We start from the raw sequence: 20,842 nt of genomic DNA, 5'->3' as shown, positions 1-20,842 counted from the left end.
TATGAAATATGAGGTGTTGACAAAGGATGGAAGGGCTAAGAGCGCCAGGATGGAGACAGTTCACGGAATCATTGAAACTCCGGTGTTTATGAATGTGGGAACCGTGGGGGCGATTAAGGGGGCCGTATCCACCGATGATCTGCGGGAAATCGGAACTCAGGTAGAGCTGTCCAATACCTATCATCTTCATGTGCGTACAGGTGACAGGCTGATTAAGCAGTTTGGCGGTCTGCATAAATTTATGAACTGGGACAGGCCTATTCTTACGGATTCCGGCGGCTTTCAGGTATTTTCCCTGGCTAAGCTGAGAAGGATCAGAGAGGAAGGCGTTCATTTTAACTCCCATATAGATGGCCACAAGATATTTATGGGGCCGGAGGAAAGCATGCAGATTCAGTCCAATCTGGGCTCCACGATTGCGATGGCCTTTGATGAATGTCCTCCCAGCCGTGCAAGCGACCAGTATATCCGGGATTCTGTTGACCGTACCACCCGCTGGCTCCTCCGGTGCAAGGAGGAGATGGCCCGGCTTAACGCTCTTCCAGATACGGTGAACCGGGAGCAGCTGCTTTTCGGCATCAATCAGGGAGGAGTAGTGGATGAGATCCGTATAGAGCACGCCAGAACCATCCGTGAGATGAATCTGGACGGCTACGCAATCGGCGGCCTGGCAGTGGGAGAGAGCCATGAAGAAATGTACCATATACTGGATGTGACAGTTCCTCATCTGCCGGAGGATAAGCCTGTATACCTGATGGGTGTAGGGACTCCTGCCAATATTCTGGAAGCGGTGGATCGGGGCGTGGACTTTTTCGATTGTGTCTACCCCTCCAGAAACGGGCGTCACGGTCACGTTTACACGAATCAGGGAAAGCTTAATCTGTTCAACCAGCAGTACGAGCTGGATTCCCGTCCCATTGAGGAAGGCTGCGGCTGTCCGGCCTGCCGCTCCTACAGCAGAGCTTACATCCGTCACCTGCTAAAAGCGAAAGAAATGCTGGGAATGAGATTATGCACCTTGCATAATTTGTATTTTTATAATACAATGATGAAAGAGATTCGCGAAGCTATCAGGGAGCGCCGTTATGCCGGGTATAAAGCCTCCAAGCTTGCCGGTATGGAAGGCCCCCCCAAAGGCTAAATCCACGAAATAAAAACTGCTGTGACCAGACAGCAGGCATGAAGGAGGAAGTAAGCATGAATACAAGTAGTCCTATTTTCTGGATTCTCTATATTGCTCTTCTGGGTGGTATGCTATACTTTATGGCAATTCGTCCTCAGAAGAAGGAGAAGCAGAGGCAGCAGGAGCTGCTTCGAAGCGTGGCAATAGGCGATACTGTGCTGACTAGCAGCGGATTCTACGGCGTTATCATTGATATGACGGATGATACCGTGATCGTGGAGTTCGGCAGTAATAAGAACTGCCGTATTCCGATGCAGAAGGCCGCTATTGTCCAGGTTGAAAAACCGGAAGCATAAGCGGCGTGTAACCCGGGCAAAAAGTCCCGGGTTTTTAATTTTTACATACAGGCTAGTCGCATGCAGGAGGAAAATATGATTAAAAACATTGTCTTTGATATGGGAAATGTGCTGGTGGATTATGTAGGGGACAAGGTGTGCAGAGTTTTCACACAGGATGAGCAGCTGGCAAAGGAGGTGGCCACAGCTGTATTCGTATCCCCGGAATGGATTTTGCTGGATATGGGAGTTATTTCAGAGGAGGAGGGGCTTAGGAAAATGCGCTCCCGTCTGGATACGGAGGAAAAGCGCCAGCTGGCAGACCAGTGTTTCTGGCACTGGCATGAGTACAATATGACAGCCAAGCCAGGAATGGAAAAGGTCGTAAGAGAGCTGAAAAACAGCGGATATGGAATTTATCTCTGCTCCAATGCTTCCGTCCGCCTGCTTTCCTGCTATAAGAACATCATTCCGGCGATTGAATGTTTTGACGGAATTTTGTTCTCTGCAGATGTAAAATGCTTAAAGCCCCAGAAGGAAATTTATATCCATCTCTTTAACCGGTTTGCTTTGAAGCCGGAAGAGTGCTTTTTTATTGATGACTTGGAGGTCAATGTCCAGGGAGGAAGGGACTGCGGCATGGAGGGATATTGCTTTGAAGATGGAGATGTGTCAAGGTTAAAAGAAGTATTAAAGGGATTGAGTGGAAGATAGCTCCAGGTATTACATAGAAAAAACTCCGTACCTCTGGTACGGAGCGCTTTCTTAGGATTTCGGATTTTCAAAAAGGGTTGAAGGATAGTTGTAAATATTCGTGCATCTCTTATGTACTTAGTATAGCATGCAATTTCCTAGAATGTTTGAATGTTCCTTGAATAGATTATTAAGAATTTCTTAAAAATTTTTCTCTTATTATGTTTCAGATTATAAACCCCAATACTTCCACGGCCCTGTTTCACAGATACGGAAAAGGATGTAATGACCGTTATGAAAAGTACCATTTTAACAATATTGGGCATGGGTTGACTGTCAGAGGGGCCAGGACAGATCATGCTTTTTTAACACAGTCTTTGGCTACCGGATCGAAGCGCAGTCCTTTAAAGATCGGCTGGCGTATCCCCTCGGCTTGGGCTTTATGCATGTACTTAACGATACGCACCAGATTGGGAGAGAGCCATATGGCCGTTTGGTTATGAAAGAGGATGACCAGAATGCAAGAATTCTATACTTATGGTATAAAATTCATCGGGATTTGAAAGCATAGCGGGGTGCCCTCCAGTTTCAAATAAATACATCCTTCCATGTCCAATTTTTTCAAGCATTTCTTTATAAACCCTTTCAAAATAGAAGGGGGAAATACTGCTGATAAACTCATCCTGTTTACTGCCGGTCATAAGAATATCAGGTTGGAATTTGTGTAAATCCTTATGAAAGAACCGGCCGATTTCCTTGTCGTGACGTACAAAGAAGTATCATTATCAACTACACTTTCCCAATCATGTCCCTGCATATACTGATAAAAGGATTTAGCTTCTTCGTTATGTTTAGAAAGCTCTCTATCCGCAACTACATGTTCCGTAAACTGTTTTAATGGCGTCTCGCCCTCAAAACTGTCTGCAATTACTTTGGATATAAGCTGAGGCGCTTCTAAGGTTACGTTGATAGCTACTAAAGCGCCTCCGCTGCTACCGATAATATCAACATTTGAAAAGTGCTTCTCTTTCAGAAAGGCAATCACTTGCTGTGCTTCATAAAACCATAAGTCAGCAGGAAATTCATGTAAGCGATCGGATTTTCCATGTCCCAGAAAATCAATTAAATTTTCTGTCTGCACCCCATAAATTTTAATGAAAGTCCGTCCTTGACTCTGCTGTGCTTGGCACATCAGGGGATTTATTTAGATAAAAAGCTCGTTTTCTTTGCGTTGTGAACAGACCTTTTCCATTTTTTTTGAAGCAAGTTTTAATTTTAAATGACTGACTGTTCGTGCCTTAGCAGGACAAATAGCTACACATCTCATACATGATATACATAAATCATGATTGGTTTTTTTGGGCTCAGTTATTGAGATTGCGCCAACTGGGCATAGCTTTGCACACAATCCACATTCTTTACAATTTTTACTGGCGTTCGGTTTTAATGGAACTCCATGATATTCTCTGTACGGCTTATTCCCCGGAAGGCTTAAAGCTTCATATTCTGCGGATTGGTTGAGTTTGTTTAATATTTGTTTTGAAAACTCAATTAGCTGTTTTTTATCGTTTTGGTCTGGTCTGCCTGCTGCAAACTGACGTATAATAAAATGTTCGGCAATAGCGGAAATTGCTGCGATACAGCAGAAGCCTCTGGCTGTTAAGTATTCTTGTAATTCCTTAAGCGTATCTTCATAGGCCCTGTTTCCGTAAGACACTGCTAATATCGTTTTTGCCTGATTTCCTGTATAATGCTGCATTCTTTGTAATGCGGCTGCAGGAACTCTTCCTCCATAAGAGGGAACTCCAATAATACAAATATCCTCTTTTGTAAAGCTTTGCTTAAGCTCAATTTCTGGATTGCACAAATCAATTTCCTTATAATTCCCAAATTCATTTGCAAGTAGTTTAACTATAGCTTCGGTTCCCCTAGTTGGACTAAAATATATTGTATATATCCCCACACTCATAATCCTTCTTTCTCCTTCCTTTATAATATAGGCTCAGCTTATTGGAAACAACGAATATATATTAACCATTATATTACTTTCTGCGGCTATTTCAACATTAGTCCAGAGAATCAATGCTAAAAACTTAATTACTGGCATATCTTCTAAGACTGTTTTTTGATAGGGTGAGTGGAATGACTCTTGATTAAACGTACAAGCATTGCAAACAGGCGCTTGACAAGAAAAGCACACCATTTCTGATGTGCTTTTCTATAAATTTCATATTTAATCTTGCAAACCTTGTCAGCAGCTGTCTATAAGCCTGATTTTTCAGTGTTTCTTCAGCAATCCTTATAATTATCTGCATTTTACAGGATTTCAAAAAAATACTGGCAATAATGCTCAGTATCCTTCAAAGCTATAGCTGGCTTTGTCCATATGTCTGGGGGATACCCGGACTGCTATAACGTGACGTTAGGAAGCAGTCCGGGCTGCGTCATTTCTGACTGGTATGAATATAACACAGATCGACTCGAATTTCAATGAAAGTCAGGTAAATGTAATGAAGCGTAATTTTTCTTACAAAATGCTGAATGAACAAAAAAATTTATAAATAGTAATGCAGAAATTCTTTCGAAATTTTAGATTCAAAAGCTCTTAAAGGCTGCCATTGGTACGGACCTGGCTGTCTGTTGTGGAACGGAATCTGTTCTCCGGGAATATGCTAATAAAAAAAGGAGAATACGGTGATGTGAATCAGGCAAGGATAGAGATTAATTGTGAGAAAGTATATTCCATGGGGATTACAGGCCGGGGTGTGGGGGTCGCGGTCCTTGACACTGGTATTTATCTTCATGAGGATTTTAAGGATAGAGTCGCAGGGTTTGCAGACTTTGTAAACCACAGACAGGTTCCCTATGATGACAATGGACACGGAACCCATATAGCAGCTATAATAGGGGGTAGCGGCCGTTCGTCGGAGGGGCTCTATCGGGGCGTGGCCCCTGGGTGCAGCCTGATCTCCGTAAAGGTGCTGGATAACAAAGGTAATGGATATGCCTCAGATGTGCTGTCGGGCTTAAAATGGATTCGTGAGCATAGGAAGGAGTACGGTATTCGAATTGTGAATATTTCTGTAGGCTCCCTGTCACGGAGAGACATGACGGAAAATTCTATTTTGGTAAGGGGGGTAAATGCAGCCTGGGATGACGGGCTGGTTGTGGTGGTAGCAGCCGGCAACCATGGACCAGGCCGCATGACCATCACGACTCCCGGTATCAGCCGTAAGGTAATTACAGTGGGCTGTTCAGATGACCACAAGGAAGTGGAGGTCATGGGAAGCCGCATGGTGGACTATTCTGGAAGAGGTCCTACAGTGGCCTGTATATGTAAACCGGATATTGTAGCCCCCGGCTCAGGAATCATAAGCTGCTGTAATGAGCCTGGAAAGTACTTTTCAAAATCAGGCACCAGCATGTCGACGCCCCTGGTATCTGGGGCGATTGCTCTTTTATTAGAAAAATATCCGAAGATGAGCAATAAAGATGTAAAGCTGCACATTCGGGAGAGGGCGGTAAATCTTGGCCTTCCTCATAACCAGCAGGGCTGGGGAAAGCTGGATGTGGGACGGCTTTTGGCTGAATGAAGCCTGAAATGTGGAGGATAGCTTGCCCGGCTGAGTTAAGAGCTAAGAAGCTAAGGTTCAGCCGGGCATGGGTTGTTATTTGTCAGGCTTCCCAGCGTCCGGAGGCTCCGCAGGGCAGTGCCAGTCCGGTACGAGCTACCAAAAGCCCTATCTCCTCAGCCTGTACCTGGCCGCCGAATTTAGGAAGGATTTCCACGCCTATCATATAAGAAAGAACAGCAGGAGCCAGACCGGTAGTGTAGGAATTAATAAGGAAGAAAAGAGGAGTATCCGACAGCAGCTGCGTACACAGCTTAACCAGCTGGTGGATGGAATCCTCAATTTTCCAGATTTCCCCTTTGGGGCCTCTTCCGTAGGATGGAGGGTCCATAATAATTGCGTCGTAGAGGTTTCCTCTGCGGATTTCTCGCTCCACAAACTTGACACAGTCCTCTACAATCCAGCGGATAGGGGCGTTACCCAGACCAGAGGACTGGGCGTTCTCCCTGGCCCAATTTACCATACCCTTGGATGCGTCAACATGGGTTACGCTGGCTCCTGCCTTGGCCGCGGCCAAAGTTGCTCCTCCCGTGTAGGCGAACAAATTCAGGAGCTTCACAGGCCTTCCTGCTTCCCGGATTTTTGTTCCAAACCAGTCCCAGTTGGCAGCCTGTTCTGGAAAAAGTCCAGTATGCTTAAAGCTGAAGGGCTTCAGATTAAATGTGAGGCCTTCATAGTCAATGGACCACTGCCGGGGCAGGTCAAAAAACTCCCATTCTCCGCCGCCTCTGCTGCTTCGGTGGTAGTGGCCGTGCATCTTTTTCCAGCCCTTGTGGGTTCTGGGCGTGTCCCATATAACCTGGGGATCAGGCCTGACTAAAAGATAGGCGCCCCAGCGCTCCAGTTTCTCTCCCTTGGAGCAGTCAATCACTTCATAATCCTTCCATTTGCTGGCAAGCCACATGATATATAAACCTCATTTCTGATCAAATTCATATTTTCCTATAATACAGAGTATAGTCTAACTTCCTCGTAACCGTCAAGTGCAGAAGGGATTTTTGAAAAAGGAAGCATTTCCCCAAATTGTAATTAAATTGAAAGATATATTTGGTTGCTAATTTAGATAAGCCTTGATACAATATATCACAGGATAACCATGCTCTGCAGAGAGAATGGTTGTGTGAGAGCAGATGGAAAGAGGAGCTGAGCATATGAAAAAACATGTAGCGGCAGTGTGGGCGTTGGCAGCGGCTTTGTCCTTAGGTACGGCTACGCTCTCTGCCATGGCGGCAGAAGGATGGGCTCAATCAGGCAGCAGCTGGGCGTACTACGATTCCAATGGCAATCGAGTATATAATGCCTGGAAGAAAGGAAATGACAACCAGTGGCGTTACCTGGATGGAGACGGAGTGATGGCTGTTAACGCATGGGTTGATTCTGATTATTATGTGGACAGCAATGGCATTATGCTCACAGAGAAATGGCTGAAGCTGCCTGGCAATGCGGCAGATGAATATGAATGGTATTATTTTGGAAGCAGCGGCAAGGTCATAACGGATGCCTGGAAGAAGATAGATAACAAATGGTATCATTTTGATGATGACGGCCGTATGGAGACAGGCTGGATTCTGGACAATATGTACTATACCGGCTCAGACGGCGTCATGAGAACCGGGTGGCAAAAGCTGGAGCTTCCTGACGAGGATGAGAGAGGCAGCAGCTATGTGACGCCGGGCATTGACAGCTATACTGATAATGATGGGAAATACTGGTTCTATTTTGCTTCCAATGGCAAGAAGTATTCGCCTGAGAACTCCGATACAGAATACAGCGCCAGAAAAATTGACGGTGTATATTACTGCTTCGATGAAAATGGGGCAATGCAGACCGGATGGAAGAATGTCCACTCCAACAGCAGTGACTCGATTCAGGATTTTATGTATTTTGGGGCTGATGGAAAAGCCAAAATCGGCTGGTATTCCATAGAGCCGCCTGAGGAGCTCAACGGTTATGAAGAGGCTGTAGAGTGGTTTTACTTTACTAACAGCGGCAAGCCCAGGGCGTCTGATTCAGAGCAGCTTAGAGCCAGCGATATTGTGAAACTGAACGGCAAGTCCTATCTGTTCAATCATCTTGGCAATCCGGTGTATGGTTTAAAGAAGGTGTACACAGGTTCCGGAGAGAAGGATTGGACGACCTACTATTTTGGCAGCAGAGAGAAGAGCTGTGTGCAGAAGGGCAAGATGAAAATCACGGAGGATGATGGCAACAAGTCAGATTTCTATTTTCAGGATAATGGCCGGGGATATAACGGGGTAAAGGATAGCTATCTGTATTATAAAGGAAAACTTCAGAAGGCTACAGACGGACAGAAATACGTATGCTACCGGGTAGACGGCAGCAACTATGTAGTGAATTCCTCCGGCAAGGTAATGAAGGGGAAAACAGTTAAAAACAGCGACGGAGTTGCGCTAACTACCAATAGCAGCGGCATACTGACAAAAGCAGACGGCAGTTCGGACATTGGGTCCTATATTACGGAACCGGTTGAGCCCTACTTTACGGAGTGATTATAGAAGGGATTATTGGGAGAGACTTTCAAAAATGAAAGGTCTCTCTTTTTTTGCTCATCCATCACCTTTAAAAAGATAATATAAAAAATTAAAAAAGACTTGAATATTTTAGGAATCTATGCTATTATAACGAAGCTGTGGCATGATAGCATTGAAGCGTGAGGTTGCTGACCTCAATTTGAGGCAGGTTTTCCGTGGAGCGAATGTCAAGTTAGAAAACTGGCGACAAGTCACTGTACCAAATTAAAGATACTGCAGGATTAAGGGCAGAGTCAGTGTGGTGTTCATTAGGACACACACGGGAACGTGTACAGTCACCGCTTGTCGTACTTGGTTTGAAAGTGCGAAAAGGAGGCGACTTTTTTTATGGCAAGTCAAGTAATGAGAATCACATTAAAAGCTTATGATCATCAGTTAGTAGATCAGTCAGCCGGTAAGATCATTGAGACTGTAAAAAAGACAGGATCACAGGTGAGCGGACCGGTGCCGTTGCCAACCAAAAAAGAGGTTGTAACGATTCTGCGTGCTGTGCATAAGTATAAGGATTCCAGAGAGCAGTTTGAGCAGAGGACTCACAAGAGGCTCATCGATATTACTGCTCCAAGTCAGAAGACAGTTGACGCGCTGTCTAGACTGGAAATGCCGGCTGGTGTATACATTGACATCAAGATGAAAACGAAATAACAGACGGCAGAAAGGCTGCGCAAAGGCAGCGTGGCAGAATTTGCGTTTCCTACCTGAACAGGAAGGAGATGCAGTTAAGAAAATGTTTATATCCTGAAGGGTTTAGATATAGAAGCAACACTACATTTCCTGTGAGGAATCAACATGCCGCCAGGCGGTTTATAGTGTTCCACGTATATTTGGCTGTTCTAGGATGAATGTGAAAGCATTCCGCTGTAGATCATGAAACAGGAGGTAAGACAATGAAGAAAGCGATTTTAGCAACAAAAGTCGGAATGACCCAGATCTTCAATGAGACTGGCGCGTTAGTTCCGGTAACCGTGCTTCAGGCAGGCCCATGTGTGGTCACTCAGGTTAAGACTGCGGAGAACGATGGCTACAAAGCAGTGCAGGTTGGTTTCGTTGACAAGAGAGAGAAGCTGGTCAATAAGCCGCAGAAAGGCCATTTTGATAAGGCCGGAGTTTCCTACAAGAGATATGTAAGAGAGCTTAAGCTGGAGAATGCTGAAGAGTATTCCGTAAAGGATGAGATTAAGGCAGATATCTTCGCGGCAGGCGATAAGATTGATGCAACTGCTATTTCCAAGGGTAAAGGCTTTCAGGGCGCTATCAAGAGATATGGACAGCACAGAGGGCCTATGGCACATGGTTCCAAGTTCCATCGCCATCAGGGTTCCAATGGTTCCGCTACTACGCCAGGGCGCGTGTTCAAGGGGAAGGGTATGCCTGGACACATGGGCTGCAGGCGGATTACCATTCAGAATCTGGAGGTTGTCAAGGTGGATGCCGAGAATAACCTGATTCTGGTTAAGGGCGCCGTCCCAGGTCCTAAGAAGAGCCTGGTAACGATCAAGGAAACCGTTAAGGTTGAAAGGTAAGCTTTTATAGGAAAGGAGGAACACACAGATGGCAAACGTATCTGTTTACAATATGGAAGGTAAGGAAGTTGGCACATTAGAGCTGAACGATGCGGTGTTCGGTGTTGAAATAAACGAACATCTGGTACATCTTGCAGTCGTTGCGCAGCTTGCTAATAAGCGTCAGGGAACACAGAAGGCAAAGACGCGTTCTGAGGTTTCCGGAGGCGGAAGAAAGCCCTGGAGACAGAAGGGAACCGGTCATGCAAGACAGGGCTCAACCCGATCACCCCAGTGGAAGGGCGGCGGTGTAGTGTTTGCTCCAACGCCGAGAGATTATACGATCAGGCTGAACAAGAAGGAGAAGAGAGCTGCTCTTAAGTCTGCTCTGACCAGCCGTGTTCAGGAGCATAAGTTCATCGTAGTAGATGAGCTGAAGTTTGACGAGATTAAGACTAAGAAGTTCCGGGGAGTTATGGACAACTTAAAGGTATCCAAGGCCCTGGTCGTTCTGGCTGATAATGATCAGAATACCGTATTGTCGGCAAGAAACCTGGCGGATGTTAAGACGGCTCAGGCATCTACCATCAATGTATACGATATTCTGAAGTACAACACAGTAGTGGCTACCAAGGCTGCTGTTGCATCCATTGAGGAGGTGTACGCATAATGGCAGATATCAAGTACTATGACGTCATTTTAAAACCGGTTATTACTGAGAAGAGTATGAATGCCATGGCGGATAAGAAGTATACATTCATGGTTCATGTAGACGCTAACAAGTCTATGATCAAAGAAGCTGTTGAGAAAATGTTTCCAGGCACCAAGGTGCTTTCGGTGAACACCATGAACAGCATTGGCAAGGTTAAGAGAAGAGGAACAACCTTAGGAAGAACCGCGGCTACCAAGAAAGCGATTGTGAAGCTGACCGAGGACAGCAAGGAGATAGAACTTTTCCAGGGGCTGTAAGCACTTAAAGAGGTCTTTCTGGTTTTGAGCGAACAACCTGCCCGGCTACCGTAAAGGGCGGAGAACTTATACGGCAGTTTAAAAAATGCCGTGAAAAGAAAAGAAAAGGAGTAAAATGTCATGGGAATTAAGAAGTATAATGCTTATACACCTTCCAGAAGACATATGACCGGTTCTGATTTCAAGGAAATCACCAAAAAGACTCCGGAGAAGGCGCTGTTAGTCTCTCTGGGCAAGAATGCTGGTCGTAACAATCAGGGTAAAATCACCGTTCGTCACAGAGGCGGCGGCAACAGAAGGAAATACAGACTGATTGATTTTAAAAGAAACTCAAAGGATGGCATTCCGGCAACAGTTGTCGGAATTGAGTATGATCCGAACAGAAGCGCCAATATCGCCTTAATCTGCTATGCAGATGGTGAAAAGGCATATATCCTGGCTCCTCAGGGCTTAACCGACGGAATGAAGGTTATGAGCGGCGATACAGCAGAGGCTAAGGTAGGAAACTGCATGCCCCTGTACCACATCCCTGTAGGTACCCAGGTGCACAACATCGAGTTATATCCTGGCAAGGGCGGCCAGTTGGTTCGGTCTGCCGGTAATTCAGCGCAGCTGATGGCTAAAGAGGGCAAGTATGCCACCCTCCGTCTGCCGTCGGGTGAAATGAGAATGGTTCCAATTATATGCCGGGCAACGGTTGGCGTTGTGGGCAATGGAGAACACTCCCTGATCAACATTGGTAAAGCTGGCAGAAAGCGTCATATGGGTATCAGACCTACTGTCCGCGGTTCTGTAATGAATCCTAACGACCATCCTCATGGTGGCGGCGAGGGCAAGTGTGGTATCGGACGTCCGGGTCCATGCACCCCATGGGGCAAGCCTGCTCTGGGTCTGAAGACCAGGAAGAAAAACAAGCAGTCAAACAAGTTGATCGTAAGAAGACGTGATGGAAAAACCATCAAATAATTAAGGAGGTTAAGAACACATGGCTCGTTCACTGAAAAAAGGACCATTTGCAGATGCGCATCTGTTAAAGAAAGTTGATGCTATGAATGCAGCAGGACAGAAGCAGGTAATCAAGACCTGGTCCCGCCGTTCAACAATCTTCCCGCAGATGGTTGGTCATACAATCGCAGTTCATGACGGCAGAAAGCACGTTCCGGTATATGTAACCGAGGATATGGTAGGACATAAACTGGGCGAATTCGTAGCAACCAGAACCTACAGAGGTCATGGTAAAGACGAAAAGAAATCCGGCGTGAGAAGGTAAGTAAGGTAGATTGAAAGGAGGTTTTACCGATGGCAAAAGGACATAGATCCCAAATTAAGAGAGAGAGAAATGCCCAGAAGGACACCAGACCAAGCGCAACCTTGTCTTACGCTAGGGTATCTGTCCAGAAGGCTTGTTTCGTATTGGATGCCATTAGAGGCAAAGATGTGCAGACTGCACTTGGTATTGTAACTTACAGTCCCAGATATGCTTCCAGCTTAGTTAAGAAGCTGCTGGAATCAGCAGTGGCCAACGCTGAGAACAATAACGGTATGGATTCGGCAAAGCTATATGTAGAGGAGTGTTACGCTAATCAGGGCCCTACAATGAAGAGAGTGAGACCGAGAGCTCAGGGACGCGCTTACAGGATCGAAAAGAGAATGAGCCACATCACTGTTGTTCTGAATGAGAGATAGGAGGCAAATATGGGACAGAAAGTTAATCCACACGGCTTAAGAGTGGGTGTTATTAAAGACTGGGATTCCAAGTGGTACGCAGAAGCTGATTTTGCTGACTGCCTGGTTGAAGATTACAATATCAGAAAGTTCCTGAAAAAGAGATTGTTCAGTGCCGGTATTTCCAAAATCGAAATCGAGCGCGCGTCTGACAGAGTGAAGGTGATTATCTACACGGCAAAGCCAGGCGTTGTAATCGGTAAGGGCGGCGCTGAAATTGAGAAGCTGAAGAAAGAGGTTCAGAAGCTGACCTCCAAGAAGCTGTTTGTGGATATTAAAGAAATCAAGAGGCCAGACAGAGATGCTCAGCTTGTGGCTGAGTCTATCGCCCAGCAGCTGGAGAACCGTATTTCTTTCCGCCGTGCGATGAAGTCTACTATGGGACGAAGCATGAAAGCTGGCGTTAAGGGCATCAAAACGGCTGTGGCCGGGCGTTTGGGCGGCGCTGATATGGCACGTACCGAATTCTACAGCGAGGGGACAATCCCGCTTCAGACATTAAGAGCAGATATTGACTATGGCTTCGCTGAGGCAGATACAACCTACGGCAAAATTGGCGTTAAGGTTTGGATCTACAAGGGCGAGGTACTTCCTACTAAGGGAAACAAGGAAGGGAGCGATAAATAATGTTAATGCCTAAGAGAGTTAAGCGTCGTAAACAGTTTCGTGGCTCTATGGCCGGAAAAGCGTTAAGGGGCAATAAGATTACCAACGGTGAATTTGGTTTAGTTGCTGCTGAACCATGCTGGATTAAATCAAACCAGATTGAGGCAGCCCGTGTTGCCATGACCCGTTATATCAAGCGTGGCGGTAAAGTCTGGATTAAGATCTTTCCCGATAAACCTGTAACAGCAAAGCCGGCAGAAACCCGTATGGGTTCCGGTAAGGGCGCTCTGGAGTACTGGGTAGCGGTTGTAAAGCCAGGCCGTGTTATGTTTGAGATCGCTGGCGTACCAGAGGAAACAGCGAGAGAGGCGCTTCGTCTTGCTATGCACAAGCTGCCATGCAAGTGTAAGATTGTTTCCAAAGCAGATTTAGAAGGCGGTGATAACAGTGAAAACTAGTAAATTTGTAGAAGAATTAAAGGCTAAGTCAGCAAACGAGCTGAATGAAGAGTTAGTAGCTGCGAAGAAGGAACTGTTCAATTTAAGATTCCAGAATGCAACCAACCAGTTAGATAACACCTCTAGAATTAAGGACGTTCGCAAGAATATTGCCAGAATTCAGACTGTTATCGCTGAAAAGGCGAATGCATAACTGTGAGCGCTTAGTGAGGTAGTTTCGAGCCTAGCGCGAACGCCGTTCATGATGCATGAAACGCTTGATGATACGTTTCGAGTCTGGTGTGCAAGCAGATACTCCGAAGGAAGAAAGGAGATAGCTTCCACGAATATGCAGGAGTGAACATACCCGCTAATACAGAGTGGAAAGGAGATTTAAACTACCGTGGAAAGAAATTTAAGAAAGACCCGTACCGGTAAAGTGGTTAGCGATAAAATGGATAAGACGATCGTAGTTGCTATCGAAGACCATGTAAAACATCCTGTAATCGGTAAAATTGTTAAAAAGACCGTTAAGTTAAAAGCTCATGATGAGAAAAACGAATGCGGTATCGGCGATATAGTGAAAGTAATGGAAACAAGACCGTTGTCCAAGGATAAGAGATGGAGACTTGTTGAAGTGATTGAGAAGGCAAGATAATTAGACCAGGAAGGAGTAACAGGTATGGTTCAGCAGGAAACAAGACTTAAGGTTGCCGATAATACTGGTGCAAAAGAGCTTCTCTGCATCCGTGTGTTAGGCGGTTCAACCAGAAGATATGCAAATATCGGTGATATCATCGTTGCTTCCGTTAAAGATGCAACACCAGGCGGTGTTGTAAAGAAGGGCGATGTTGTAAAGGCTGTAGTCGTTCGTACTGTTAAGGGCGCACGCCGTAAGGATGGTTCTTACATCAAATTTGACGAGAACGCAGCAGTAGTGATCAAGGACGACAAGACTCCAAGAGGAACACGTATCTTTGGGCCTGTAGCGAGAGAATTAAGAGACAAACAGTTTATGAAGATTGTCTCCTTAGCTCCGGAAGTACTGTAAGGAGGTATAACTGTGCAAAAAATCAAAAAGGACGACCTAGTAGTCGTAATCGCAGGTAAGGATAAAGATAAGCAGGGTAAGGTTATATCTGTTAATGCAAAGAAGAATAAGGTTCTGGTTCAGGGCTGCAACATGATTACCAAGCATACAAAGCAGGCTCCTGGCAATCCACAGGGCGGAATCGTTAATCAGGAGGCTCCCATTGATATCTCCAATGTAATGCTGGTCGTTGACGGCAAGGCAACCAGAGTCGGCTTTGAGGTGAAAGACGGCAAGAAGGTTCGCGTGGCTAAGAAAACCGGCAAAGTGATTGACTAATTTCAGGAGAGGAGGAAAAAACATTGGCTAGATTAAAAGAACAATATCAGAACGAGATAGTTGACGCTCTGATGAAAAAATTCGGATATAAAAATGTTATGCAGGTGCCGAAGCTGGATAAGATTGTTATTAACATGGGCGTAGGCGAAGCAAAGGAAAATGCCAAGGTCCTGGACTCTGCTGTGAGAGATTTGGAAATCATCTCCGGCCAGAAGGCTGTAACCACAAAGGCTAAGAAGTCTGTTGCAAACTTCAAGCTTCGTGAGGGCATGGCTATCGGCTGTAAGGTAACTCTGCGGGGAGAGAGAATGTATGAATTCTTAGACCGCCTGATTAACCTGGCTCTTCCACGTGTACGTGACTTTAGAGGTGTTAATCCTAACGCTTTTGACGGCAGAGGAAACTATGCTCTCGGTATCAAAGAGCAGTTAATCTTTCCTGAGGTTGAGTACGATAAAATTGATAAGGTAAGAGGTATGGACATCATCTTCGTTACCACTGCTAAGACTGACGAAGAAGCTCGTGAACTTTTGACACTATTCAATATGCCGTTTGCAAAATAGTTAGGAGGAAACTTTCATGGCTAAGACTTCAATGAAGATTAAACAGCAGCGTCCTGCTAAGTTCTCCACCAGAGAGTACAACCGCTGCAGAATCTGTGGCCGTCCACATGCTTATTTAAGAAAATATGGCATTTGCCGTATCTGTTTCCGTGAGTTAGCATACAAGGGCCAGATTCCCGGCGTTAAAAAAGCTAGCTGGTAGGCATTGAGCACTGAATGAGGTCTCTCACGTGTTTACTGCGAAAGCTGATATTCCGAATGCAGAGAGGAATATCATCCCCATGAAGCTAGGGTATCATTCCTATTAAGCAGGGGAGGGCAGAACGGTGTGGGAATCTAAAAGGTGCGACATTCCTGAAAGGATAAATTTAGAAAAGGAGGCAATATAAAATGACAATGAGCGATCCCATTGCAGATATGCTTACAAGAATCCGTAACGCAAATACTGCAAAGCATGATACAGTAGACGTACCTTCATCCAAGATGAAATTAGCTATTGCTGATATTCTGGTAAAAGAGGGCTATGTTGCAAAGTACGACATGGTAGAGGACGGCGGTTTTCAGACCATCAGAATTACTCTAAAGTACGGTAAAGACAAGAATGAAAAAATTATCTCCGGTATTAAGAGAATCTCCAAGCCAGGTCTGCGTGTGTACGCAAACAAGGAGGAGCTTCCCAAGGTACTGGGCGGACTTGGTACCGCAATTATCTCCACGAACCACGGCGTAGTTACCGATAAGGAGGCGCGCCAGTTAGGTGTAGGCGGAGAGGTATTGGCATTTGTTTGGTAAGCTGTGAGCGTTTAGCGAGGTATCTTACGAACTTAGTGCGAACGCCCGTTCCGAGACTTAACGAGGTGTTTTATGAGTTTAGTTGAACGGTCGTTAAGCGTCAGCAGATGCCTTAAATAAGTGAAGCGCTTTCGCATCCAAGCGGCCAAAAGGCGGTCGCCAAGCGCTAAATGCAACTGAAAACAGAAGGAACCCAAGCGTTCCTTCCGAGAATTTAAGTAGGAGGTAAATGGCATGTCACGTATTGGCAGAATGCCAGTTGCGGTTCCGGCAGGCGTAACTGTTACAATCGCAGAAGGAAATAAAGTGACCGTAAAAGGTCCTAAGGGAACATTGGAGAGAGAGCTCCCGGCAGAGATGTTGATCGAGCAAAAGGACGGACAGATTATCGTAAGCAGACCAAATGATTTAAAGAGAATGAAATCTTTACACGGTCTGACAAGAACCCTGGTTAATAACATGATACATGGTGTAACCGAGGGCTATGAAAAGGTTTTGGAGGTAAATGGAGTTGGTTACAGAGCCTCCAAGCAGGGTAAGAAACTTACTCTGAATCTAGGTTATTCCCATCCGGTTGAGATGGAGGACCCGGAAGGCATCGAGACTGTATTAGATGGGCAGAACAAGATCACTGTTAAAGGTATCAATAAAGAAAAAGTTGGCCAATACGCTGCTGAAATCAGAGACAAGAGAAGACCTGAACCATACAAGGGTAAGGGTATCAAGTATGCTGACGAGGTTATCAGACGTAAAGTTGGTAAGACTGGTAAGAAATAATTAAGGAGAGTGTAAAAATGGTTAACAAACAGTCAAGAAGCGAAATTCGCGTAAAGAAACACAACAGAATGCGTAACCGTTTTGCTGGCACAGCAGAAAGACCGCGTCTGGCAGTGTTTAGAAGTAATAATCATATGTATGCTCAAATTATCGACGATACGGTTGGCAACACCTTGGTTGCTGCATCTACAGTTGAGAAAGAGGTTAAGGCTGAACTGGAGAAAACCAGCGATAAGGCAGCTGCAGCATATATAGGTACAGTAATTGCAAAGAGAGCCCTTGAAAAAGGTATCAAGGAAGTTGTATTCGACAGAGGCGGCTTTATATATCAGGGCAAAGTTCAGGCATTAGCAGACGCAGCTCGCGAAGCTGGTCTGGATTTTTAGGAGAGGAGAACGAAACATGAAGCGTACAATTATTGATGCCAGTCAGATGGAGCTGAACGATAAGGTAGTGGCTATCAAGAGAGTCTCCAAGACTGTTAAAGGTGGACGTACCATGAGATTTTCCGCTCTGGTGGTAGTTGGCGATGGCAACGGTCACGTTGGCGCAGGCTTAGGCAAGGCCGGCGAGGTTCCGGAGGCTATCCGCAAAGGTAAAGAAGCCGCAATTAAAAATATGGTAGCAATACCCGTAGATGAGAATAAGAGCATCCCACATGATTTTATCGGTAAATTTGGCAGTGCGTCTGTTCTGTTAAAGAGAGCTCCGGAGGGTACTGGCGTTATTGCAGGCGGACCTGCACGTTCCGTATTGGAGATGGCGGGAATCAAGAACATCCGTACAAAGTCTTTAGGCTCCAACAACAAAACTAACGTAGTTCTGGCAACCCTTGCCGGCTTAACCTCACTGAAGACCCCTGAGGAATTCGCAAGACTGCGCGGCAAATCTGTAGAAGAAATTGTGGGCTAATAGGAGGAAACAGACATGGCAGAGAAATTAAAGATCACATTAGTCAAGTCCCCTATCGGTGCTATTCCAAAGCAGAAGGCAACTGTTAAGGCTCTGGGACTTACCAAGATGCACAAGACGGTGGAGATGCCAGACAATGGCGCTGTCAGAGGCATGATTATGAGTGTAAGACATTTAGTAAAAGTTGAAGAAATCTAATCAGATAAAGTTAGGAGGTGCAGCCATGGAATTGTCAAATTTAAAGCCTGCTGCAGGTTCAAAGCATAGCGATAATTTTAGAAGAGGCCGTGGTCATGGTTCAGGAAACGGAAAGACTGCCGGTAAGGGCCATAAGGGGCAGAAGGCTCGTTCAGGAGCTACAAGACCTGGCTTCGAGGGTGGACAGATGCCTTTATACAGGCGTATTCCAAAGCGTGGTTTCACGAATATTAATTCTAAGACCATTATTGGTATTAATGTTAGCGTACTGGAGCGATTCGAGCAGGATACAGTGATAACGGTGGAAACGCTCATGGAAGCCGGCATCATTAAGAACCCAAGAGATGGCGTCAAGATTCTTGGAAATGGAGAATTAACCAAAAAGCTCACCGTTAAGGTTGATGCATTCAGCGAAGGTGCAAAATCTAAAATCGAGGCTTTAGGTGGAACCTGCGAGGTGATCTAATGTTTAAAACGATCAGAAATGCATTTAAGGTAAAAGAGCTTAGAACGAAGATTCTTTACACTTTTATGATGCTGGTAGTCATCCGCTTCGGATGCCAGCTTCCGATTCCGGGAATTAAGACTACATTCTTTGCGAATTGGTTTGCAAAGCAGACGACGGATGTGTTTGGCTTTTTTAATGCTATGACAGGTGGTTCATTTTCATCTATGTCCATCTTCGCATTAAGTATTACGCCATACATTACATCATCCATTATCATTCAGCTGTTAACCATCGCCATACCAAAGCTGGAAGAACTCCAGAAGGATGGTGAGGACGGAAGAAAAAAGATTCAGGAATACACCCGATATACCACCGTTGCCCTGGCACTGATTGAATCAAGTGCCATGGCCATCGGTTTTGGACGTCAGGGACTTCTCCTTGACTACAATGCATGGAACATCATCGTTGCTGTGATTACCATGACAACAGGCAGTGCACTGCTGATGTGGATTGGCGAGCAGATTACAGAAAAGGGCGTAGGAAACGGTATTTCGATTGTGCTGTTATTCAATATTTTATCCAGTGTTCCCAGCGATATGAGAACTCTGTACTACCACTTTGTATTTGGACAGACCATATTTACAGCAGCTATCAGAATTCTGATAATAGCTGTGGTTATCTTGGCTATGGTAGTGTTCGTTATCGTATTAAACGATGCGGAGAGAAGAATCCCTGTGCAGTATTCGAAAAAGATGGTTGGCCGTAAAATGGTTGGAGGACAGGCTTCCAACATCCCGTTAAAGATTAATACCGCAGGTGTTATGCCGGTTATTTTTGCTTCTTCCATTATGTCATTTCCGGTCGTGATCGCACAGTTTGTGCCGGCAATGCAGACCGGATGGGCGGCGGAATTTGTAAAGGTACTGAACTCAGGCTCATGGTGTAAGCCTGACCAGCCGGTATATTCCATCGGTTTGGTAATCTACATTGCATTGCTGATTATGTTTGCTTACTTCTATACGTCCATCACCTTTAACCCCTTGGAGGTAGCAAATAACATGAAAAAGCAGGGAGGCTTTATTCCGGGTATCCGTCCAGGTAAGCCGACCAGCGATTATTTAAAAAAGATTTTGGATTATATTGTTCTCATTGGAGTGTTAGGGCTGATTGTGATTGCGATTGTTCCGATTATTGTGTCCGGAGTATTTAATGTAAGCCGTATTTCATTTTCCGGAACTTCCCTAATCATTATCGTAGGCGTAGTGCTGGAGACAATTAAAGCAGTGGAATCTCAGATGCTTGTGCGTTATTATAAGGGATTTTTGAACGATTAATAACTGCCCGCGGACAGCTGCCGGGTTCTGGCTGGGCTATGGCTTCTTGCCCCTGTGGGAATCAATCAATCTGCCTTTGTGGTATTCCACAAGGGCGGATTGATTGCGTTATAAGAAACATTGAGCCACTGCACTAAGCTCGTAAAGAGCTAAGTGCCAGCGGCATGTACCGCACGTAAACGCTTAAGGGACAGGCGTTAAGTGCTCATAACGAGGAGGGTTTGTCTTATGAAGATTATTATGTTAGGCGCTCCGGGTGCGGGAAAAGGCACCCAGGCAAAGAAAATTGCAGCGAAGTATCAGATTCCCCATATCTCCACAGGCGATATCTTCCGTGCCAATATTAAGAACGGAACGGAGCTTGGTATGAAGGCCAAAGCATTTATGGATGCAGGTGGGCTGGTGCCGGACGAGATTACCATTGGCATGCTGCTGGATCGGATTCAAGAAGCAGACTGCGCAAAGGGATGTGTACTAGATGGATTTCCAAGAACCATCCCTCAGGCAGAAAGCCTTACAAAGGCTTTGAAGGACATGGGCGAATCCATAGACTACGCAGTCAATGTGGATGTACCGGATGAAAGCATTATCCGCCGTATGTCCGGACGCCGTGCCTGCCTGGCCTGCGGCTCTACGTATCATATTGTATATAACGTACCTAAGACAGAGGGAGTATGTGATGTCTGCGGTCAGCAGCTGGTTCTCAGGGATGATGATAAGCCTGAAACTGTGAAGAAGCGTCTGGATGTATATCATGAACAAACCCAGCCTCTGATTGATTATTATAAGAAGACAGGCGTGTTGGCTGAAGTAGATGGAACTATGGATATGGAAGAGGTATTCCAGGCTATCGTCAGGATTTTAGGAGCGTAAAG

The 20,842-nt window shown here is 45.5% G+C and carries 32 protein-coding genes; 28 read left to right on the top strand and 4 right to left on the bottom strand.

The genetic code is table 11. From position 1 onward, the window contains the following. Position 1: 1 nt before the first annotated feature. From tgt to FYJ39_RS09355, 3 genes are all read left to right on the top strand, one after another. Positions 2 to 1,141, top strand: coding sequence for a tRNA guanosine(34) transglycosylase Tgt (tgt, locus tag FYJ39_RS09365; RefSeq protein ID WP_154472203.1), 1,140 nt, complete (start codon positions 2 to 4; stop codon positions 1,139 to 1,141). A gap of 56 nt (positions 1,142 to 1,197) precedes the next feature. Further along, a complete protein-coding gene (gene yajC / locus FYJ39_RS09360; protein ID WP_154472202.1) occupies positions 1,198 to 1,479 on the top strand; it encodes a preprotein translocase subunit YajC in 282 nt (93 codons plus the stop codon). A gap of 75 nt (positions 1,480 to 1,554) precedes the next feature. Next, positions 1,555 to 2,172, top strand: a complete 618-nt coding sequence (locus FYJ39_RS09355) for an HAD family hydrolase (protein ID WP_154472201.1) — start codon at positions 1,555 to 1,557, stop codon at positions 2,170 to 2,172. Positions 2,173 to 2,648: 476 nt separating this feature from the next. On the opposite strand, the gene FYJ39_RS09350 is transcribed toward FYJ39_RS09355, so the two are convergent. From FYJ39_RS09350 to FYJ39_RS09340, 3 genes are read right to left on the bottom strand one after another with little or no spacing between them, the layout of a single operon-like run. Further along, positions 2,649 to 2,852 carry a hypothetical protein gene (locus tag FYJ39_RS09350; RefSeq protein WP_154472200.1) on the bottom strand — a complete coding sequence of 68 codons (204 nt, stop codon included), beginning with the start codon at positions 2,850 to 2,852 and terminating at the stop codon, positions 2,649 to 2,651. Further along, positions 2,849 to 3,343 (bottom strand): alpha/beta fold hydrolase, encoded by a 495-nt coding sequence (locus tag FYJ39_RS09345; protein ID WP_154472199.1) that lies wholly within the window; start codon positions 3,341 to 3,343, stop codon positions 2,849 to 2,851. The genes FYJ39_RS09350 and FYJ39_RS09345 overlap by 4 nt, the downstream gene beginning before the upstream one ends. Before the next feature lie 12 nt (positions 3,344 to 3,355). Continuing rightward, complete coding sequence (locus tag FYJ39_RS09340; protein ID WP_154472198.1) at positions 3,356 to 4,120, bottom strand: EFR1 family ferrodoxin; 765 nt, start codon at positions 4,118 to 4,120, stop codon at positions 3,356 to 3,358. 730 nt (positions 4,121 to 4,850) lie between these two features. Here FYJ39_RS09340 and FYJ39_RS09335 point away from each other — a divergent pair. Continuing rightward, positions 4,851 to 5,744, top strand: coding sequence for a S8 family peptidase (locus FYJ39_RS09335; RefSeq protein ID WP_178257727.1), 894 nt, complete (start codon positions 4,851 to 4,853; stop codon positions 5,742 to 5,744). Positions 5,745 to 5,826: 82 nt separating this feature from the next. On the opposite strand, the gene FYJ39_RS09330 is transcribed toward FYJ39_RS09335, so the two are convergent. Then, complete coding sequence (locus FYJ39_RS09330) at positions 5,827 to 6,687, bottom strand: class I SAM-dependent methyltransferase (RefSeq protein ID WP_154472197.1); 861 nt, start codon at positions 6,685 to 6,687, stop codon at positions 5,827 to 5,829. Positions 6,688 to 6,934: 247 nt separating this feature from the next. Here FYJ39_RS09330 and FYJ39_RS09325 point away from each other — a divergent pair, with 247 nt between their 5' ends. The 24 genes from FYJ39_RS09325 to FYJ39_RS09210 all read left to right on the top strand — a co-directional run bounded on the left by FYJ39_RS09325 (position 6,935) and on the right by FYJ39_RS09210 (position 20,840). Further along, positions 6,935 to 8,293 (top strand): cell wall-binding protein, encoded by a 1,359-nt coding sequence (locus FYJ39_RS09325; RefSeq protein ID WP_154472196.1) that lies wholly within the window; start codon positions 6,935 to 6,937, stop codon positions 8,291 to 8,293. A 369-nt stretch (positions 8,294 to 8,662) separates the two neighbouring features. Beyond that, on the top strand, positions 8,663 to 8,980 hold the full coding sequence (gene rpsJ / locus FYJ39_RS09320; RefSeq protein WP_002566515.1) for a 30S ribosomal protein S10: 318 nt from the start codon (positions 8,663 to 8,665) through the stop codon (positions 8,978 to 8,980). A gap of 242 nt (positions 8,981 to 9,222) precedes the next feature. After that, positions 9,223 to 9,858, top strand: coding sequence for a 50S ribosomal protein L3 (gene rplC, locus FYJ39_RS09315; protein WP_154472195.1), 636 nt, complete (start codon positions 9,223 to 9,225; stop codon positions 9,856 to 9,858). Between the two features lie 28 nt (positions 9,859 to 9,886). Then, positions 9,887 to 10,507: a 50S ribosomal protein L4 gene (rplD, locus tag FYJ39_RS09310; RefSeq protein WP_154472194.1), complete on the top strand. Its 621-nt coding sequence runs from the start codon at positions 9,887 to 9,889 to the stop codon at positions 10,505 to 10,507. Beyond that, positions 10,507 to 10,806: a 50S ribosomal protein L23 gene (gene rplW / locus FYJ39_RS09305; RefSeq protein ID WP_154472193.1), complete on the top strand. Its 300-nt coding sequence runs from the start codon at positions 10,507 to 10,509 to the stop codon at positions 10,804 to 10,806. Before rplD ends, rplW begins: the two co-directional genes overlap by 1 nt. 120 nt (positions 10,807 to 10,926) lie before the next feature. Next, positions 10,927 to 11,772: a 50S ribosomal protein L2 gene (gene rplB, locus FYJ39_RS09300; protein ID WP_154472192.1), complete on the top strand. Its 846-nt coding sequence runs from the start codon at positions 10,927 to 10,929 to the stop codon at positions 11,770 to 11,772. 19 nt (positions 11,773 to 11,791) lie between these two features. Continuing rightward, positions 11,792 to 12,076, top strand: a complete 285-nt coding sequence (gene rpsS / locus FYJ39_RS09295) for a 30S ribosomal protein S19 (protein WP_154472191.1) — start codon at positions 11,792 to 11,794, stop codon at positions 12,074 to 12,076. A 29-nt stretch (positions 12,077 to 12,105) separates the two neighbouring features. After that, a complete protein-coding gene (gene rplV / locus FYJ39_RS09290) occupies positions 12,106 to 12,492 on the top strand; it encodes a 50S ribosomal protein L22 (RefSeq protein WP_154472190.1) in 387 nt (128 codons plus the stop codon). A gap of 9 nt (positions 12,493 to 12,501) precedes the next feature. Beyond that, the gene (gene rpsC, locus FYJ39_RS09285; protein WP_154472189.1) at positions 12,502 to 13,158 is read left to right on the top strand and encodes a 30S ribosomal protein S3; all 657 of its coding nucleotides are present in this window, start codon (positions 12,502 to 12,504) and stop codon (positions 13,156 to 13,158) included. Continuing rightward, the gene (rplP, locus tag FYJ39_RS09280; RefSeq protein ID WP_154472188.1) at positions 13,158 to 13,595 is read left to right on the top strand and encodes a 50S ribosomal protein L16; all 438 of its coding nucleotides are present in this window, start codon (positions 13,158 to 13,160) and stop codon (positions 13,593 to 13,595) included. Before rpsC ends, rplP begins: the two co-directional genes overlap by 1 nt. Continuing rightward, a complete protein-coding gene (gene rpmC, locus FYJ39_RS09275; protein WP_178257731.1) occupies positions 13,585 to 13,788 on the top strand; it encodes a 50S ribosomal protein L29 in 204 nt (67 codons plus the stop codon). The genes rplP and rpmC overlap by 11 nt, the downstream gene beginning before the upstream one ends. Positions 13,789 to 13,977: 189 nt before the next feature. Further along, the gene (gene rpsQ / locus FYJ39_RS09270) at positions 13,978 to 14,232 is read left to right on the top strand and encodes a 30S ribosomal protein S17 (protein WP_178257732.1); all 255 of its coding nucleotides are present in this window, start codon (positions 13,978 to 13,980) and stop codon (positions 14,230 to 14,232) included. A gap of 24 nt (positions 14,233 to 14,256) precedes the next feature. Further along, complete coding sequence (rplN, locus tag FYJ39_RS09265; RefSeq protein ID WP_054347302.1) at positions 14,257 to 14,625, top strand: 50S ribosomal protein L14; 369 nt, start codon at positions 14,257 to 14,259, stop codon at positions 14,623 to 14,625. A gap of 12 nt (positions 14,626 to 14,637) precedes the next feature. Next, positions 14,638 to 14,943, top strand: a complete 306-nt coding sequence (gene rplX / locus FYJ39_RS09260) for a 50S ribosomal protein L24 (protein WP_178257733.1) — start codon at positions 14,638 to 14,640, stop codon at positions 14,941 to 14,943. 23 nt (positions 14,944 to 14,966) lie between these two features. Next, positions 14,967 to 15,506 carry a 50S ribosomal protein L5 gene (rplE, locus tag FYJ39_RS09255; RefSeq protein ID WP_154472187.1) on the top strand — a complete coding sequence of 180 codons (540 nt, stop codon included), beginning with the start codon at positions 14,967 to 14,969 and terminating at the stop codon, positions 15,504 to 15,506. A gap of 16 nt (positions 15,507 to 15,522) precedes the next feature. Beyond that, positions 15,523 to 15,708, top strand: a complete 186-nt coding sequence (locus tag FYJ39_RS09250) for a type Z 30S ribosomal protein S14 (RefSeq protein ID WP_002566501.1) — start codon at positions 15,523 to 15,525, stop codon at positions 15,706 to 15,708. A gap of 188 nt (positions 15,709 to 15,896) precedes the next feature. Continuing rightward, positions 15,897 to 16,298, top strand: coding sequence for a 30S ribosomal protein S8 (rpsH, locus tag FYJ39_RS09245; RefSeq protein ID WP_154472186.1), 402 nt, complete (start codon positions 15,897 to 15,899; stop codon positions 16,296 to 16,298). Positions 16,299 to 16,532: 234 nt separating this feature from the next. Then, positions 16,533 to 17,075: a 50S ribosomal protein L6 gene (gene rplF, locus FYJ39_RS09240; RefSeq protein ID WP_154472185.1), complete on the top strand. Its 543-nt coding sequence runs from the start codon at positions 16,533 to 16,535 to the stop codon at positions 17,073 to 17,075. A 17-nt stretch (positions 17,076 to 17,092) separates the two neighbouring features. Next, on the top strand, positions 17,093 to 17,461 hold the full coding sequence (gene rplR / locus FYJ39_RS09235; protein ID WP_154472184.1) for a 50S ribosomal protein L18: 369 nt from the start codon (positions 17,093 to 17,095) through the stop codon (positions 17,459 to 17,461). A gap of 16 nt (positions 17,462 to 17,477) precedes the next feature. Further along, a complete protein-coding gene (gene rpsE, locus FYJ39_RS09230) occupies positions 17,478 to 17,987 on the top strand; it encodes a 30S ribosomal protein S5 (RefSeq protein ID WP_154472183.1) in 510 nt (169 codons plus the stop codon). A gap of 15 nt (positions 17,988 to 18,002) precedes the next feature. Then, a complete protein-coding gene (rpmD, locus tag FYJ39_RS09225) occupies positions 18,003 to 18,185 on the top strand; it encodes a 50S ribosomal protein L30 (RefSeq protein ID WP_154472182.1) in 183 nt (60 codons plus the stop codon). A gap of 25 nt (positions 18,186 to 18,210) precedes the next feature. Beyond that, positions 18,211 to 18,651 carry a 50S ribosomal protein L15 gene (rplO, locus tag FYJ39_RS09220; RefSeq protein ID WP_154472181.1) on the top strand — a complete coding sequence of 147 codons (441 nt, stop codon included), beginning with the start codon at positions 18,211 to 18,213 and terminating at the stop codon, positions 18,649 to 18,651. Then, positions 18,651 to 19,967 (top strand): preprotein translocase subunit SecY, encoded by a 1,317-nt coding sequence (gene secY / locus FYJ39_RS09215; RefSeq protein WP_154472180.1) that lies wholly within the window; start codon positions 18,651 to 18,653, stop codon positions 19,965 to 19,967. The genes rplO and secY overlap by 1 nt, the downstream gene beginning before the upstream one ends. 228 nt (positions 19,968 to 20,195) lie before the next feature. Further along, positions 20,196 to 20,840: an adenylate kinase gene (locus FYJ39_RS09210; protein WP_154472179.1), complete on the top strand. Its 645-nt coding sequence runs from the start codon at positions 20,196 to 20,198 to the stop codon at positions 20,838 to 20,840. Positions 20,841 to 20,842 lie beyond the last annotated feature (2 nt).

This window comes from Clostridium porci (genome assembly GCF_009696375.1).
GTDB classification, from domain to species: Bacteria; Bacillota; Clostridia; order Lachnospirales; family Lachnospiraceae; genus Enterocloster; species Enterocloster porci.
This window is presented reverse-complemented; position numbering and strand designations above follow the sequence as displayed.